14 protein-coding genes are annotated in these 16,747 nt (G+C 36.3%); 1 reads left to right on the forward strand and 13 read right to left on the reverse strand.

Annotation, left to right across the window (positions count from 1 at the left end):
- Positions 1–33: 33 nt before the first annotated feature.
- Positions 34–2,637 (reverse strand): ATP-dependent chaperone ClpB, encoded by a 2,604-nt coding sequence (clpB, locus tag ACN1CN_RS02390; RefSeq protein ID WP_291285427.1) that lies wholly within the window; start codon positions 2,635–2,637, stop codon positions 34–36.
- A 207-nt stretch (positions 2,638–2,844) separates the two neighbouring features.
- Here clpB and ytxJ point away from each other — a divergent pair, with 207 nt between their 5' ends.
- Positions 2,845–3,234: a bacillithiol system redox-active protein YtxJ gene (ytxJ, locus tag ACN1CN_RS02395; protein WP_291285426.1), complete on the forward strand. Its 390-nt coding sequence runs from the start codon at positions 2,845–2,847 to the stop codon at positions 3,232–3,234.
- A 118-nt stretch (positions 3,235–3,352) separates the two neighbouring features.
- On the opposite strand, the gene ACN1CN_RS02400 is transcribed toward ytxJ, so the two are convergent.
- The 12 genes from ACN1CN_RS02400 to ACN1CN_RS02455 all read right to left on the reverse strand — a co-directional run bounded on the left by ACN1CN_RS02400 (position 3,353) and on the right by ACN1CN_RS02455 (position 16,728).
- A complete protein-coding gene (locus ACN1CN_RS02400) occupies positions 3,353–4,519 on the reverse strand; it encodes a hypothetical protein (protein WP_419134532.1) in 1,167 nt (388 codons plus the stop codon).
- Positions 4,516–5,517: a DUF2157 domain-containing protein gene (locus tag ACN1CN_RS02405; protein WP_419134533.1), complete on the reverse strand. Its 1,002-nt coding sequence runs from the start codon at positions 5,515–5,517 to the stop codon at positions 4,516–4,518. The genes ACN1CN_RS02400 and ACN1CN_RS02405 overlap by 4 nt, the downstream gene beginning before the upstream one ends.
- Before the next feature lie 324 nt (positions 5,518–5,841).
- The gene (gene argH, locus ACN1CN_RS02410) at positions 5,842–7,122 is read right to left on the reverse strand and encodes an argininosuccinate lyase (protein WP_264523683.1); all 1,281 of its coding nucleotides are present in this window, start codon (positions 7,120–7,122) and stop codon (positions 5,842–5,844) included.
- Between the two features lie 192 nt (positions 7,123–7,314).
- Positions 7,315–8,385: a M20 family metallo-hydrolase gene (locus tag ACN1CN_RS02415; RefSeq protein ID WP_419134534.1), complete on the reverse strand. Its 1,071-nt coding sequence runs from the start codon at positions 8,383–8,385 to the stop codon at positions 7,315–7,317.
- Positions 8,386–8,574: 189 nt separating this feature from the next.
- Positions 8,575–9,351, reverse strand: coding sequence for an acetylglutamate kinase (argB, locus tag ACN1CN_RS02420; protein WP_419134535.1), 777 nt, complete (start codon positions 9,349–9,351; stop codon positions 8,575–8,577).
- Between the two features lie 94 nt (positions 9,352–9,445).
- A complete protein-coding gene (locus ACN1CN_RS02425) occupies positions 9,446–10,393 on the reverse strand; it encodes an N-acetylornithine carbamoyltransferase (RefSeq protein ID WP_264523680.1) in 948 nt (315 codons plus the stop codon).
- A 165-nt stretch (positions 10,394–10,558) separates the two neighbouring features.
- Complete coding sequence (locus tag ACN1CN_RS02430; protein ID WP_419134536.1) at positions 10,559–10,948, reverse strand: GxxExxY protein; 390 nt, start codon at positions 10,946–10,948, stop codon at positions 10,559–10,561.
- A 104-nt stretch (positions 10,949–11,052) separates the two neighbouring features.
- Entirely contained in the window at positions 11,053–11,814 is a 762-nt protein-coding gene (gene proB, locus ACN1CN_RS02435; RefSeq protein WP_419134537.1) for a glutamate 5-kinase, read from the reverse strand.
- Between the two features lie 144 nt (positions 11,815–11,958).
- Positions 11,959–13,152, reverse strand: a complete 1,194-nt coding sequence (locus ACN1CN_RS02440) for a glutamate-5-semialdehyde dehydrogenase (protein ID WP_419134538.1) — start codon at positions 13,150–13,152, stop codon at positions 11,959–11,961.
- 127 nt (positions 13,153–13,279) lie between these two features.
- A complete protein-coding gene (locus tag ACN1CN_RS02445) occupies positions 13,280–14,419 on the reverse strand; it encodes an aspartate aminotransferase family protein (RefSeq protein ID WP_419134761.1) in 1,140 nt (379 codons plus the stop codon).
- A 145-nt stretch (positions 14,420–14,564) separates the two neighbouring features.
- Entirely contained in the window at positions 14,565–15,542 is a 978-nt protein-coding gene (gene argC / locus ACN1CN_RS02450) for an N-acetyl-gamma-glutamyl-phosphate reductase (RefSeq protein WP_419134539.1), read from the reverse strand.
- The gene (locus tag ACN1CN_RS02455; protein WP_017497102.1) at positions 15,535–16,728 is read right to left on the reverse strand and encodes an argininosuccinate synthase; all 1,194 of its coding nucleotides are present in this window, start codon (positions 16,726–16,728) and stop codon (positions 15,535–15,537) included. The genes argC and ACN1CN_RS02455 overlap by 8 nt, the downstream gene beginning before the upstream one ends.
- Between the last annotated feature and the right edge of the window lie 19 nt (positions 16,729–16,747).

A 16,747-nucleotide genomic window follows, 5' to 3' on the forward strand; every position in this document is an offset into this window, starting at 1 on the left:
TAGTAAAGATGTACGACATCTCGCTGTTATTGATTATTCTTCCTTATGGGTTTGGTTCCTGAAAACCAATTGCCCGTCAAAAGCATCTAATAAAATGATGCTGTCGGTGGTTATGTTTCCGGCCAAAATCTCTTTTGACAGCTGATTCAACACTTCTCTTTGAACCACACGTTTTACCGGTCTTGCACCAAACTGAGGATCATAACCTTTGTCTGATAAATATGCGATAGCTTCCGGCGTTGCATCCATTGTAATGCCTTGCAGGGCCAACATCTTTGTAACGCTCTTCAACTGTAGACTTACAATTTTAGAAATATTATCTACTGTTAGAGGCGTAAACATCACAATCTCATCAATACGGTTGATAAATTCAGGACGAACGGTTTGTTTCAGCAAGCCTAACACTTCCACTTTTGCAGCCTCTGTCGCTGATTCGATACTTCCTTTTAAATTTTCGAACTTATCCTGTATGATCTGACTTCCCATATTAGAAGTCATAATGATAATGGTGTTTTTAAAATCGGCCAAACGGCCTTTGTTATCTGTTAAACGACCTTCGTCTAAAACCTGAAGCAGGATGTTAAACGTATCGGGATGTGCTTTTTCAATCTCGTCTAACAAGATTACAGAATAAGGTTTTCTACGAACCGCTTCGGTCAATTGACCACCTTCGTCATAGCCCACATATCCCGGAGGCGCGCCCACTAAACGGCTCACACTGTGACGTTCCTGATACTCACTCATATCAATACGTGTCATGGCATTTTCGTCGTCAAAAAGATACTCCGCCAAGGCTTTTGCCAATTCTGTTTTACCAACACCGGTAGTTCCTAAAAATAAGAACGTTCCAACAGGTTTCTTCATGTCTTGTAAACCGGCACGGCTTCTGCGTACGGCATCACTTACCGCTTCAATCGCTTCTTCCTGCCCGACTACACGTCTGTGTAATTCGTCTTCCAGATGCAATAACTTTTCTCTTTCTGTCTGAAGCATTTTCATGACTGGAATTCCGGTCCATTTGGCTACCACTTCGGCAATATCTTCACGGGTTACCTCTTCTTTAATCAAAGAATTACCAGACTGATATTCCTGTAATTGTTTTTGTAAAATCTCCAAACGTCCTTGCGCTTCTTTTACTTTTCCGTAACGAATTTCAGCTACTTTTCCGTAATCACCATCACGTTCGGCACGCTCTGCTTCGTACTTAAAGTCTTCTAATTCTAGTTTTACAGCCTGGATTCCGTCCACAACATCTTTTTCTGATTTCCATTTTGCATAAATTTCGTTGCGTTCTTCTTTTAAGTTCGCCAAATCCATGCGCAGGATTTTCAGTTTGCTTTCTTCTTTTTCACGTTTAATCGCTTCAATCTCAATTTCCAACTGCATGATCTTACGATCTAAAACGTCTAACTCTTCCGGTTTTGAATTGATTTCCATACGCAGTTTCGAAGCTGCTTCATCCATCAAATCAATAGCTTTGTCCGGTAAAAAACGATTGGTAATGTAACGTTGCGACAGTTCAACCGCAGCAATAATCGCCTCGTCTTTAATTTGAACTTTATGATGCGTTTCGTACTTTTCTTTAATACCACGTAAGATCGAAATAGCACTTTCGGTATCAGGTTCATCAATTAAGATTTTTTGGAAACGGCGTTCCAGCGCTTTGTCTTTTTCAAAATACTTTTGATATTCATCCAAAGTTGTTGCACCAATTGCTCTCAGCTCTCCACGAGCCAAAGCCGGTTTTAAAATATTGGCCGCATCCATTGCTCCTTCTCCTCCACCTGCACCTACAAGTGTGTGAATTTCATCAATAAACAAAACGATATCACCTTCAGCAGCGGTAACTTCTTTTACCACCGCTTTTAAACGCTCTTCGAATTCTCCTTTAAATTTAGCACCGGCAATCAATGCTCCCATATCCAATGAGAAAACGATCTTGTCTTTTAAGTTTTCCGGTACATCACCATCCACAATTCTGTGTGCCAATCCCTCTGCAATAGCCGTTTTACCAACTCCGGGTTCTCCGATTAACATGGGATTATTTTTTGTTCTTCGCGTTAAAATCTGCAATACACGACGAATTTCTTCATCACGGCCAATAACAGGATCTAATTTTCCGGTACGGGCCAGTTCGTTTAGATTTTTAGCGTATTTGTTTAATGAATTATACGTTTCCTCAGCTGAAGCCGATGTTACTCTTTCGCCTTTACGAAGTTCTTCAATGGCCGCTTTAAGGCCTTTTCCTGTAACACCCTGATCTTTTAAAATCTGGGAAACTTTGCTTTTTGAATCGAAGATTGCCAAAATTAAATGCTCGATAGAAACATATTCATCGTTCATTTTTTGAGCAATGATTTCCGCTTCGTTTAGTGTTTTGTTCGCATCTCTGGAAAGCAATATATCGCCTCCTGAAACTTTTGGAAAGCTTTGAATTGTACTGTCTAATATTTGTAAAAACAACGGAACATTTACATTTAATTTCTTCAAAATAAACGGAGCCACGTTTTCATCTACTTCAAAAATAGCTTTAAAAATGTGTTCGTTTTCTATCTGCTGTTGTCCGTTGCGTTGGGCCAATTGCTGTGACAACTGAATGGCTTCCTGCGCTTTAATTGTAAATTTATTTATGTTCATATGTATACGATTTAGGATTGATTATTCGTTTGATAGTCCGATGTCTTTAAAATTACAATTTATTGAATTAATTTTTTAATTTTAAATACTCTAACTTTGCTTCAGAACATTCAAATTATATTCCATACTAGAAATACCGACAAAATGTCGCTTAAAATTGATTTTTAGTCTATTTTTAACGCCAAAAAGTCACAAAACAAGTCAAATATGAGTTTTTTTAATTCAATCTTCGGAAATTCGGAGTCAGCAGACACTCCAAAAAACAATGTAAATTGGACAGAATTAACCGATATTGCCCAATTAATGGAGATCGAAACACTATCCAATGCAAAGCCGGTTGTTATTTTTAAACACAGCACCAGATGCAGTATCAGCCGTATGGCTTTGAAGCAATTTGAGCGTGAATTTGATTTAGAAGATACGGTAGATGCTTATTTCCTTGATTTAATTGCGCATCGCGATATTTCAAATGAAATCGCGAGCAGATTCAATGTGTATCATGAATCTCCACAGTTAATTTTAATCCGAAACGGAAAAGCCGTTTATGATGTTTCGCACAGCGATATTGATGCAATTGCTTTGAAAGAAAAAGTATAACATTAGACTTCTTTTTTAGCATTCAGATAGAAAAAAAAGAAGTTTAGGCTCTAAATAATAAAATGTGAGATGTAAATTCATTCTGTTTACATCTCACATTTCTATTTTTTGCACTTAATTAAAATGTTCCTTCGGATCCGCCACCGCTGAAACCACCTCCACCGAAATCCATAGGAGAATTTTCAGGTTTAGCTTCCGGTTTCATTCCAAAAGCAGAAGCCACAAGTAAAGCTTCGGCATTTAAAATGGCATTTGAGGTATTAATTCGGTCCGGTTTAAATGTCAAACCGCTTTCTTTGTCTTTCAGTTTTCTGATGGAGAAATAAGCTATGGCAAATAAAACTACTCCACCCAGCGTCAGTGCTACTTCTATTGGCAAAACGGAATAATAAAACCGAATGGTGTAAATCGTAAAACCGATAGCTAAAAAACTGATCCATAATAGGATTCGATCTTTGTTTTTTACAGCCTGAACCAAATAGATCGCCGGCACTATAAAGGTAAAAGCATAAAAGAAGTACGCAAACGGAATATCCTGTCCAGGAAGCACAGCTACGCCTAAAAGTTCCGCAGAAAGCTCTCTTACCACCAGATAATTACACGAAAGGTAAAATAGAATCAAACAGAAACTATTCGCTAACAAAAGTCCTTTGTAGTGATAACTTTTGGTTAGATTTTGAAGTGCTTTTTTGGTAACAAAGTAAAGTCCCACAGCAAACAGCATAGTCACAAATGGTAAAATTGTTTTTCCGTTTTCCCCAAATTCAAACAGGCCAAAAAACAAAACGGCAGTTGAGGCTAAACAAAACACTAACAGCGACAGCAAATTCAAATATCTGCTATAAAGCAGGAACGACATAACGGCAACAAAAATAGCAATCATCAGCTCGTAACCTTCTGTTGTAATGGCAATAGCGAATCCTATATTTAAAATAGCTCCCAGAATAAAAGCATCGTCCAGTCCATGTCCATAGTATTTTTGATTGGCTAAAAATTCTGCGCCACCCAAACCTACCAAAGCAAAAATATAACAGCAGATTTTAAAAAAGGTGTCCTCTCCGTTAAGTCCCAATAACGAGATCGCACCACAAATGGAGAGGTATAAAAATGAGCCGAGCAGAAAAAATCCCAATCGGACTAATATGTTTTTTTGTCTTTTAAAAACAGTCAGCTCTTTTTTAATCTGGTCCTTTTGTTCCTTGCCTATAAAACCGGCTGAATGCAGAGAAGCAGCTTCTTCAATTAAAGCTAAATTATCCAGGGCACTTTTATCGTATACTATCATGCTGTAATTTCTTTATTGAATTTCTTAATCAGTTTAATAAACATTATGATTGAACCTATAAAATACAACGGGAGGAGTAAAATGAGTAATTCCCAAACGTCTGAAAAGTCAATATGGTCAAAAATTCGAAACAAAATTATATTAAGTCCAATATAAGCATAAACGATTGTAAAAACATACAGTGAAATTGCTTTAAACTGATAACTGACCTTATAAAAATAGTAGCAAGAACCAGCCAATAACACCGCAAAAACCAACCAGATACCATCCTCAAAATAACCTGTCAGATTATGAATTAATGCGATACTGGTGATATGCAAAGCAAAGGTAAGATAGATGATGCTGAAGTGTGTTTTTAACTGAATTCTCGAACTGTAAACCGTCCACAAAACAAGCAGTATACCCAGCAGAATTGCGGAATAACTCAAATTTTGATCGGCATAAAAATTACTGTTGTTGAGTAAATCCTGTGGCGTTACCGAAAGCCCTACATAAGCCGCCAAACCCGTAATTGCAATTGTTAAAACACTTTTATTATCGAAGTAGTAGGCACAAAAGAAACTAACCAGAGTTGGAATCAAGGTGGCCAGTCCGTAATGTGTTCCGAATGGCTTGTATTGAAATTGCAGATAACCAATAAAAATACAGGTCAATATATTGGCTGCCAGGACCAGGTATTCTAAAACCGGATGCTCAAAAACGGTTTCTGTTTTTTGGAATCCTTTTGCGTTTTTAAAACAAAAATAGAAACAAACCCCTATAACAATTAATAGTAAAGACAGAATCGCAATATGTCCGATTGTATCAATATTGTTGTAAATTAAAATCCCGATTCCTGAAGTAAACGATAGTACAGACAAGTACAGAAATAGCTTTAGTTCCGCATTTAGCGAAAAAATACCCAAACTTCGATAGGAAGTTATCTCCTGATACTGATTTTCTGTTAATAGGTTTCTGTCCAAAAGTGCTTTAGTGGCCTGATCGTCAAACTTATTCATAGTTACTTTTATAAAACTGTAAATCAAAAATAGTGTTTTTCTTTTATTTGTAAGATGATTATTGTAAAATGTGAGCTGTGAGCTGTGAGCTGTGAGCTGTGAGCTGTGAGCTGTGAGCTGTGAGCTGTGAGCTGTGAGCTGTGAGCTGTGAGCTGTGAGCTGTGAGCTGTGAGCTGTGAGCTGTGAGCTGTGAGCTAAAAAACGAAATCCCGAATTTAAAAAATTCGGGATTTCGTTTTTTGATTATAGTAATTGAGCTATTTTACTTTTCACATTTCACAATAACCTTTTTACATCTCACAATTAACAATTAACAATTAACCATTAATAAGCTGCTTTCATTTTATCTTTTATCGCATCCAGGCACAAATTATTGATACTGCCTTCATGTGTATGTTTTGTTTCTTTTGGAGATTGGTAGGTTCCTGCTTCCAGTTGTTCGGCAACAGCTTTGTAAGCGTCTCTGAATGGCATACCCGCCACTACCATTTCGTTTAAAGTATCTACTGTAAACAAATAATCGTATTTTTTATCTTTTAGTATGTTGTCTTTTACAGTAATGTCTTTTACAGAGAATATGGCAATATCCAAACATGCTTTTAAGTTCTGAATCGCAGGAAACAGACCTTCTTTTAAAAGTTGCAAATCTCTGTGGTAACCACTTGGAAGGTTATTGGTAATTAAAGTGATTTCGTATGGAAGCGCCTGAATCTTGTTGCATTTCCCTCTGATTAATTCGAAAACATCCGGGTTTTTCTTGTGTGGCATGATGCTGGACCCTGTTGTAAGATGGGATGGCAAACTTATAAAATCGAAGTTCTGACTCATGTACAAACAAACATCCATCGCCAATTTTGACAGGGTGGCCGCAACACTGCTCATGGCAAATGCTACCGTTTTCTCTGCTTTTCCTCGACTCATTTGAGCTGCTACGGCATTGTATTTTAGCGTTTCAAATCCTAATTCCTGAGTCGTAAAGGTTCTGTTGATAGGAAACGAACTTCCATACCCTGCAGCTGATCCCAACGGATTTTGATCTACCACTTTTGAGGCCGCGTTTAACAGGGTAATATCGTCAATTAAACTTTCAGCATAGGCCGAAAACCACATTCCGAATGACGATGGCATTGCGATCTGCAAATGAGTATATCCCGGTAATAAAACATTTTGATGTTTTTCTGCCGATTGCATCAACAAATCAAAAAGCGTTTTTACCTGTTCTTTTATTGCTTTTACTTCGTCTTTTAAATACAAATGTACATCCACTAAAACCTGATCGTTTCGCGAACGTGCGGTATGAATTTTTTTTCCGGCATCGCCCAGTTTTATGGTGAGTAAATACTCTATTTTGGAATGTACGTCTTCAAAACTATCTTCTATCTCGAAATTTCCCTTTGCAATATCAGCGATAATTTCGTTTAATGCCTCAACCAAAGAAGTAGTTTCTTCCTGAGTTAACAAGCCAATTTGACCAAGCATTTTGGCATGAGCGATCGAACCTAAAGCATCGTATTTTGCTAAAACTAAATCCAGTTCACGGTCATTTCCAACCGTAAAATGTTCGATTTGTTTGTCTGTTGGTATTCCTTTTTCCCAAAGTTTCATAACTTAGATTTTTAGACTGCTTAGAACGTTAGACTACTTAGATTTTTAGATCTTAATTTTCTAATTTATTCTAATGTTGTCGTTTATATTGTTGGTGTTTCTAGCCCCGATAGCAGTGGAAATCCTTTTATTTTTTTTCTTTAAAAAAATAAAAGATTGGAACGGATAGCGGGAAATAGCTCCTAATTAATATTATAATTTAAAGAAATCGGTTAGTATTTTGATATACAAATCGACTCCTTCTTCGATTTCATTTATAAAAATAAATTCGTCTGCTGAATGGGAACGTAATGTTTCACCTGGCCCTAGTTTTAAGGACTGACAGCTTAAAACAGATTGATCTGAAAGTGTTGGTGAACCGTAAGTTGTTCTTCCCAAAGCGATTCCGGCCTGTACCAAACCATGTGCAACCGGAATTGATGAAGCGTTAAGATGCATGGATCTTGGTGTTACTTCAGCATTTACGTTGGCTTTCACCACTTCCAGAATCTCCGTATTCGAATAACAGTCGGTTACACGGATATCCACCACTAAATCACATTCTGACGGTACTACATTGTGCTGTTTTCCTGCGCTGATTTGTGTTACGGTCATTTTTACAGGACCTAACACTTCTGAGATTTTATCGAATTTATAGTTTTTAAACCATTCCATTACGGGAATTGATTTATAGATGGAATTATCGTCGTTTTGATGTGCAGCATGACTTGCGGTTCCTTTGACTTTTACGTCTAAAACCAACAACCCTTTTTCGGCAACAGCCAGTTGCATTAAAGTAGGCTCACCCACTATAGCGCAATCTAGTTCGGGTAAATGCTTTAAAACGCTGTTTAAACCATTTTTTCCGCTGCTTTCTTCTTCGGCAGAGGCCACAATTACAATATTATGTGATAAGTTCTGATTTTCGTAAAAATGCACAAATGTGGCCAGTAATGAAACCAAACATCCTCCGGCATCATTACTTCCTAAACCAAATAATTTCCCGTCTTTTTCGATGGCTTTAAACGGATCATTTGTATAAGCCTGATTGGGTTTTACGGTATCGTGGTGCGAGTTTAATAAAAGCGTAGGTTTGTTTTCGTCAAAATACTTGTTGAAAGCCCACACATTGTTGTTTTCTCTTTGAAATGGAATCTCATTTTGATTGAACCAATTTTCGATTAAAAGGGCTGTTTGGTCTTCTTCACTTGAAAAGGAAGGAGTTTCGATAAGGCTTTTTAATAAATTAATTGCTTCCTGGGTAAGCGTTGCAATATTTTTCATAGTTATGGTTTCATTGCCGTGAAGGCTCGAAGTCACATAGTTTTTATTAAATCTGTGACATTTTTAGTTTGCGCAAATTTCTTAAATTAATATTTAAAATGCTTTGCGTGACGTGCTTTTTTTGCCACAGATTAACAGAATTTTCACAGATTCTAATCCTTTTAATCCGCTAAGCTGTGGCTATAACTTTTACAGCGTAATGGTGGTGTGCAGAACATTAGGATTTTGAAGCATTTTATGATGCCCAATTTTGATTTTCTGTACGCCTCTTGCTAAACTGTTGAAGCAATTATCCAATTTTGGAATCATTCCGGAATGGATTACTTTTTCTTCTTTTAGTTTATTATATAATGTTTCGTTGATTTCGGTTATTACAGAGGAATCGTCTTCTGAATCCTGTAAAACTCCCTGCTTTTCAAAACAATAGGTTAGTGTAACATCAAAAACTTCAGACAAGGCAATGGATAATTCACTTGCAATGGTATCGGCATTAGTATTTAACAATTGTCCGTTTTTGTCGTGTGTTATGGCGCAAAAAACAGGAACAATTCCGGTCTCTAACAAAGTAGCCAATAATTTGGTGTTCACTTGTTTTACATCACCTACAAAACCATAATCGATTGTGGGGTGATTTCGTTTCACCGATTGTATCAGATTCCCGTCGGCACCTGAAAAACCAATTGCATTATTGTCTTTTGCCTGTAATTGTGCTACTATATGTTTGTTGATTTGTCCAGCGTAAATCATTACCACCACATCAAGCATCGCAGCATCTGTAATTCGACGTCCATCAATCATTTGTGGCACCAAACCAATACTCTGTGCCATTTTTGTAGCCGATTTTCCACCACCGTGAACTAAAACTTTATGTCCTTCAATCTTAGAAAAATCAGCTAAGAATTGCTCTAATTCCTGTGGATTATCGATGATGTTTCCACCAATTTTTATTACTGTAACTTTTTTCATGAGGTTCTAAGTTGCTAAGATTCTAGGGAACTAAGGTTTTTATTCAACAGTTTCTCAGCATCTTAGAAACTTAGAACCTTAGTACCTCCAAAAATTATAATTTCTTCAATATCTTCTGTAAAACCAATTGTGCCGAATAGGTTCTGTTATTGGCTTGCTGAATCACGATCGAGTTTTTGCTGTCCAGAACTTCATCACTTACAATTACGTTACGACGAACCGGAAGACAGTGCATGAATTTTCCATTATTGGTCAATGCCATTTTTTCTGCTGTAACCGTCCAGTTTGGATCAGTATTGGTTACTTTTCCGTAGTCGTTAAAATTACTCCAGTTTTTTACATAAACGAAATCGGCATTTTCAAACGCTTTGTTTTGATCGTATTCGATTTTGCAGTCTTTTGTGATTTCGGGACTTAATTCGTAACCTTCCGGATGCGTGATTACAAAATCCATATCTTTTTGCATTTGCATCATTTCAACAAAGGAATTGGCAACCGCCTGAGGCAACGCTTTCGGATGAGGCGCCCACGAAAGTACTACTTTTGGTTTGTGCTTTGTTTTGTATTCTTCCATTGTAATAGCATCCGCCAAAGATTGCATCGGGTGACGAACAGCACTTTCCATGTTTACAATGGGCACTGTTGCATGTTTTAAAAAACCTGAGATTACGGTTTCGGCATAATCTTTTTCTTTGTCTTCTAAACCGGCAAAAGCACGAATGGCGATAATATCACAATATTGAGAGACTACTTCGGCAGCTTCTTTGATGTGTTCTGATGCACCGGAATTCATAACAGCTCCGTCTTCAAACTCTAATGTCCAGCCTTCGTTGGTAAAATTCATTACCATAACATTCATTCCTAAGTTTAGCGCTGCTTTTTGAGTACTCAAACGCGTTCTTAAACTCGGATTAAAAAATAACATCCCTAAGGTTTTATTCTTCCCTAAGGCCTGATTTTTAAGTGGGTTCTTTTTAATTTTTAACGCACCTTTCACCCATTTTGATAAGGAGTCGATATCTTGTATTGAAATATAATTCATAATTTCTTGTTTAATCGGTTAATCGTTAATTTGGTTAATCGGTTGACCAATCAAACAAATTTAACTTATATGCCTTTTTTAAATAATTTTCTTGTTTTACTAATGCGGTATTTAAACGCGGATTACACTGATTCGCTATCGCGAAGACGCAGATTTAACCAGATTTTAAATTCTGATTTTCCGGTTATTTTCAAAAATTTTCCGCCTAAACTCTGGTTTTGTTCCAAAATTTAGCAGTAAACCTACTTCGCAATTTGTACCTCTTAAATAATTTAATATTTGATTTTCAAAGGCTGGAGCGATACTGTCAGCAGCTTTTAATTCTAAAATAATCAAATCTTCCACTACCAAATCCGCATAATATTCACCTACTTTAGTTCCTTTATAATACACAATAATTTTCTTCTCTGCTTCAACTTTAAGCCCTTTATTCTTTAATTCCAAATACAAGGAATTTTGATAAACTCTTTCTAAAAATCCATATCCTAATTCATTATATACTTCGTAAAAAGTTTTAATAATGACATCCGTTAACTCTTGATGCAGCAATTTCATAATTTCAAAAATTTGCATGAAATATACTACATAAAAATAAAATATAAAAATCCGTTCTTCTCCGCGTCTTCGCTTTAGCGAATCTGCCTCATCCGCGTTCTAATTTACACAATCTTTGTAAAAGGAATTTCATCGCTTAATGCTTTCAGAATAAAATTATCATTCAAGCCATTAACAATCCAGGTTTCGATATTAGCAGCTTTTGCAATTGCAACTGCCTCTATTTTCGACTGCATCCCTCCTGTCCCATGAGATGATTTTGATTCGCCAATTTCTTTTTCTAATACTTTTAAATCATGTACCAATTTAATCGTCTCCGGATTTTCATCATGAATAGAATCTTTCGTATAGATTCCGTTTGTATTAGTGGCAATAATCAGAATATCAACATCTAAAAGAACTGCCGTTAATGCCGCCAGTTTATCGTTGTCTCCAAACTGAATCTCATCTGTGGCAACCGTATCATTTTCATTAATAATCGGAATGTAATTATTCTCAACCAATACGTTTATGGTATTGACTATATTGACTTTCGACTGCTCTTTTTCGAAATCAGAATAAGACAATAAACACTGCGAAGTCAACAAACCTAAATCGCTGAAATTTTCATGAAAAATCCGCATTAAATGAGGCTGACCAATTGAAGCTAATGCTTGTTTAACTACAATTTCTTTTCCTTTACTTTCGAGTTTTACAAACTGTTTTGCTGCTGCGATTGCTCCGGAACTCACAATTACAAATTCATAATCTTTGTTTAAAGCAGCAATCTGCATACCAAGGTCTTCGATCTTCCCCCGCGAAATATGATTGGTTTCTTTGGTTAAAGTATTACTTCCTATTTTTAATAAAATCCTTTTTTTTGCCATTTTTTTTTAAGCTGCTAAGGTTCTAAGTTGCTAAGATTCTAAGTTTTTATATCGCAAAACTTTGTCTTTCATAAATTCCAATTTTTAAATTCCAAATTCCAATTATTTGCAATCTAAGAGAGTCCAATTATCTAATTATCTCAATTACCTAATTTGTCCTTCTCCATACACGTACCACTTATTCGTTACGAGGTGCTGAAGTCCTATTGGGCCACGCTGATGTAATTTATCTGTACTTATGGCTAGTTCTCCACCTAAACCAAATTGTCCTCCGTCAGTAAAACGGGTTGAAGCATTTTGGTAAACGGCTGCGGTATCAACAGCATCCATAAATTCCTGCGCTGCTTTGTCATCCTTCGTAATAATTACTGCCGAATGTCCTCCGCAATATTTATTTATTTTATCGATTGCATTTTCTTCAGAATCAATACTTCCGATTACTATTTTATAATCCAGGAATTCTTCGTACCAAATGTCTTCGTTTTGAAGTGTTGTTGTATCCTCAAAACTTTTTAGAGATTCATCTACAATTACTTCTACATTAAACTGCTTTAGCTCTTCTATCAGTATAGCTGTAAATCCTTCAAAATTGGGTAATTTAGAATCTATTAAAACCTTATCGACTGCGTTACAGGCTGAAATCTTAGAGGTTTTGGCATTTAAAATTATTTTCAAAGCCAAATCTGTATCTGCTTTTTCATGAACGTAAACAAAGTTATTTCCTCGTCCGCTTACAATAACAGGGCAAGTGGCATGAGCTTTTACAAAGGCTATTAGTTTTTCTCCTCCTCTGGGAACGATTAAATCTACTTTTTGAGTTGGTTTTTCTAAAAAAGCCTGAGTTTCTGTACGATTATAATTCAAATACTCCACCCAATCCTTCGAAACGCCATTTTCTCCCAATGCCTGATGCCATAAATCCACAATTTTCAAATTCGATTTTAAGGCTTCTTTTCCTCCTTTTAATAAAATCTTATTTCCGGATTTAAAAGCAATTCCTCCCGCTTCAATTGTAACATCCGGACGGGATTCGTAAATGATTAAAATCGTTCCAAAAGCGGCGGTTTTATTAATCACTTTTATTCCATTATCATGAACAAAATGAAAACGCTCTACTCCAACAGGATCTTCTTGCGAAGCCAACTGATTGAGAGACAAAATCATCTCGTCGACTTTTTTATCATCTACTTTCAGGCGCTCTTCCATCGCTAAATCTGAGCCATCGTAATCAGCAAGATCTTCCTGATTGGTTAAGATAATCTGACTCCGCTCCTGCTCGACCAGCTTTGCCATAGACCGCAAAACCAGATTGCGTTTTTCAATTGATAATGGATTCATTTTTTTTGGTTAATTGGTTAATCTATTAATCAGTTAAACGATTAAACGAAAGTTGGTTGTTTTTTGGTTGTTTCCCTTATTTAAACCGACAGGTTTTAAAAACCTGTCGGGTTTAATTTGATGAGAGTTAATTTTTTAGTTCTTCCAAACTCTCTTTCAAAGCTTTTACAAACGTATCTATATCTGCTTTTTTTACGGTAAGCGGCGGTAAAATTCTAAGTAGATTTTTGTTGTTGGCGCTTCCTGTAAAGATGCGTTTTTCGATAATTAGTTTTTTTCTTAAAGCCGCAACGTCAAAATCAAACTCAACCCCCAGCATTAATCCTTTTCCTTTTACTTGTTTGATCCCTTCAACTTCTTTTATTTTCTCTAAGAAATATTCATAAACTTCGTTTACATTTTTCTGTAAATCCAGTTTTTCAATTACATCCAAAACCGCAATACCCGCTGCGCAAGACAAATGGCTTCCTCCGAAAGTAGTTCCTAATAATCCAAAACTTGCTTCAAATTTTGGTGAAATTAAAATAGCTCCTACCGGAAATCCGTTCCCCATTCCTTTGGCAACCGAAATAATATCAGCATTGATTCCATGATGCTGGAACGCGAAGAATTTTCCACTTCTTCCGTATCCCGATTGTACTTCGTCTAAAATCAGGACTACATCGTGTTTTTTACATGCTTGTTCTAAGGCCTGAAAAAATTCGGTTGTTCCCTCGTCTAAACCACCAACTCCCTGAATTCCTTCAATAATTACAGCTGTAACATCACCTTTGGCCAGTTCTGCTTCAACTAATTCGATTTGGTTTAATGGTAAAAAAGTAACTTCCTGCTGTGCATTAATTGGTGCTACGATTTTCTTATTATCGGTAACTGCAACAGCGGCAGAAGTTCTTCCGTGAAAAGAATTGTCAAAAGCTACAACTCTTGATTTTCCGTTATGGAAAGAGGCTAATTTCAAAGCATTTTCATTGGCTTCAGCACCAGAACTGCATAAAAACAATTCATAATCTTCTAATCCGGAAAGCTTTCCTAATTTCTGTGCCAATTCTACCTGTAATGGATTCTGAATGGCATTGGAATAAAATCCCAAATGATCTAACTGATCTTTTAATTTAGCTACATAATCCGGTTGTGTATGTCCGATCGAGATTACACCATGACCGCTATATAAATCTAAATATTTTACTCCGTTATTGTCTGTAATAGTGCAATCTAGCGCTTTTACAGGGGTTATATCGTAAAGTGGGTATACGTTGAATAAGTTCATCTTTTTTTGTTTATTTTGTTTCATGTTTCATGTTTCAAGTTGCTCGCTAAACGTTAAACCTGGAACTTAAACCTGAACTTGATTTGAGTTTCAAATCCCAAGTTACGTATAGAACGTGAAACCTGAAACTTGAAACAAATTTTTCCTAAAATCCGCTTGGTTTCAAATGTAAACCGGTGGTTTCTTCTAATCCGAACATTAAATTCATGTTCTGAATGGCTTGTCCTGAAGCACCTTTGGTTAAATTATCAATAATTGAAGTGATCAAAATCCGGTTTCCTTTTTTCAATAAACTGATGATACATTTGTTGGTTTGAACGACTTGTTTCATATTGATATTTGTCGTTGTTACGGTAACAAAAGGTTCATTTTTATAGAATTCTTCGTATCTGGCTACTGTTTGTTCCAGACTCTCGTCAGAAATTGTATATAAGGTGGCGAAAATTCCTCTTGGAAAATCTCCTCTGTTTGGAATAAAAAGCAATTCACTTTCAAAATCATCCTGTAACTGAACCAGACTTTCTCCAATTTCACCTAAATGCTGGTGTTCAAAAGCCTTGTAATGTGACATGTTATTGTTTCTCCAGCTAAAATGCGAGGTTTCCGAAAGCCCTACTCCCGCTCCGGTACTTCCGGTTGTTGCATTAATATGAACGTCATTAATCAACAGATTGCTTTTCGCTAAAGGCAGCAAAGCCAACTGTATAGCTGTAGCAAAACAACCTGGATTTGCAATGTAATTTGCTTTTTTGATGTCTGTTTTATTTAATTCAGGCAAGCCGTAAATAAAATCTTTCCCTTCAAAATGAGCATCTTTGTTTAATCTGAAATCATTTCCTAAATCGATGATTTTCGTATGGCTTGCAAACTGATTTTCTTTTAAAAATGAAATCGATTTTCCATGTCCAAGACATAAAAACACCACATTTACATTTGGATTTACAACATCTGTAAAGTTCATTTCAATATCTCCCATCAAGTCGTGATGCGCCACAGAAAGTGGTTTTCCCGAATTGGTTGTACTGTAAACAAAATCGATGTTTACATTAGGGTGATACATTAAAATTCTAATGAGTTCTCCGGCTGTATAGCCCGAACCACCAATTATTCCGACATTAATCATGATCTAAATGGTTTACAGATGAAAATATGTTTTGAGCATTTCCTAAAATCTTAATAAATCCTTTTGCATCGTCAGACGTCCAGGCATTGTTCATTTCTCCATATTGACCAAAGCCAGTATTCATCAAATCGTTTTTAGATTCAATTCCGTCAAGTGAAAAATGATACGGTTTTAATGAAACCGTTACTGTTCCGTTAACTGTTTTCTGAGTATCCTGCAAAAAGGTTTCAATGTTACGCATTACCGGATCTAAAAACTGACCTTCATGAAACAACATTCCGTACCAGTTTCCTAGTTGTTCTTTCCAGTATTGCTGCCATTTACCAAGTGTATGTTTCTCCAGTAAATGATGCGCTTTGATGATAATTAACGGTGCAGCAGCTTCAAAACCAACTCTTCCTTTGATTCCGATAATAGTATCTCCTACGTGAATGTCTCTTCCAATAGCATAAGCATTTGCCAGTTTTTCAAGTTTGACGATATTTTTCTCAGGAACATCCTTCTTTCCGTTTAATGCCACTAATTCTCCCTGTTCAAAATGCAAGGTCACTTTTTCTTCTCCTTCTTTTTGCAATTGAGAAGGATAAGCTTCACTTGGCAACGGCTCACTAGATGTTAAAGTTTCTTTACCTCCAACACTGGTTCCCCAAAGCCCTTTATTGATTGAATATTGTGCTTTTTCCCAAGAATAATGAACACCATTTTTTGACAAATAATCTACTTCTTCCTGTCTGGATAGTTTTAAATCTCTAATTGGTGTAATGATTTCAATTTCAGGAGCAATGGTTTGGAAAATTAAATCAAAACGAATCTGATCATTCCCGGCACCTGTGCTTCCGTGTGCGATGGCGCTTGCCCCAACTTTTTTAGCATATTTTATGGCTTCAATTGCCTGAAAAACACGCTCAGCACTTACTGATAACGGATACGTATTGTTTTTTAATACGTTTCCAAAAATCAAATATTTTATAGCTTTATCATAATATTTATCAACGATTGTCAGGTTAGCGTGTTGCGCGCTCCCTAACTCATAAGCTCTTTTTTCGATAGCTGATAATTCTTCTTCATCAAATCCTCCTGTATCTACGAGTACAGTGTGAACTTCGTATCCTTTTTCATTTTTTAAATATTTCAAACAATACGAGGTATCTAATCCTCCACTATAAGCTAATACAACTTTTTTCATTTTTTTATAATTTAGGCTA

This window comes from Flavobacterium sp. T12S277 (genome assembly GCF_048514875.1).
Classification (GTDB): domain Bacteria; phylum Bacteroidota; class Bacteroidia; order Flavobacteriales; family Flavobacteriaceae; genus Flavobacterium.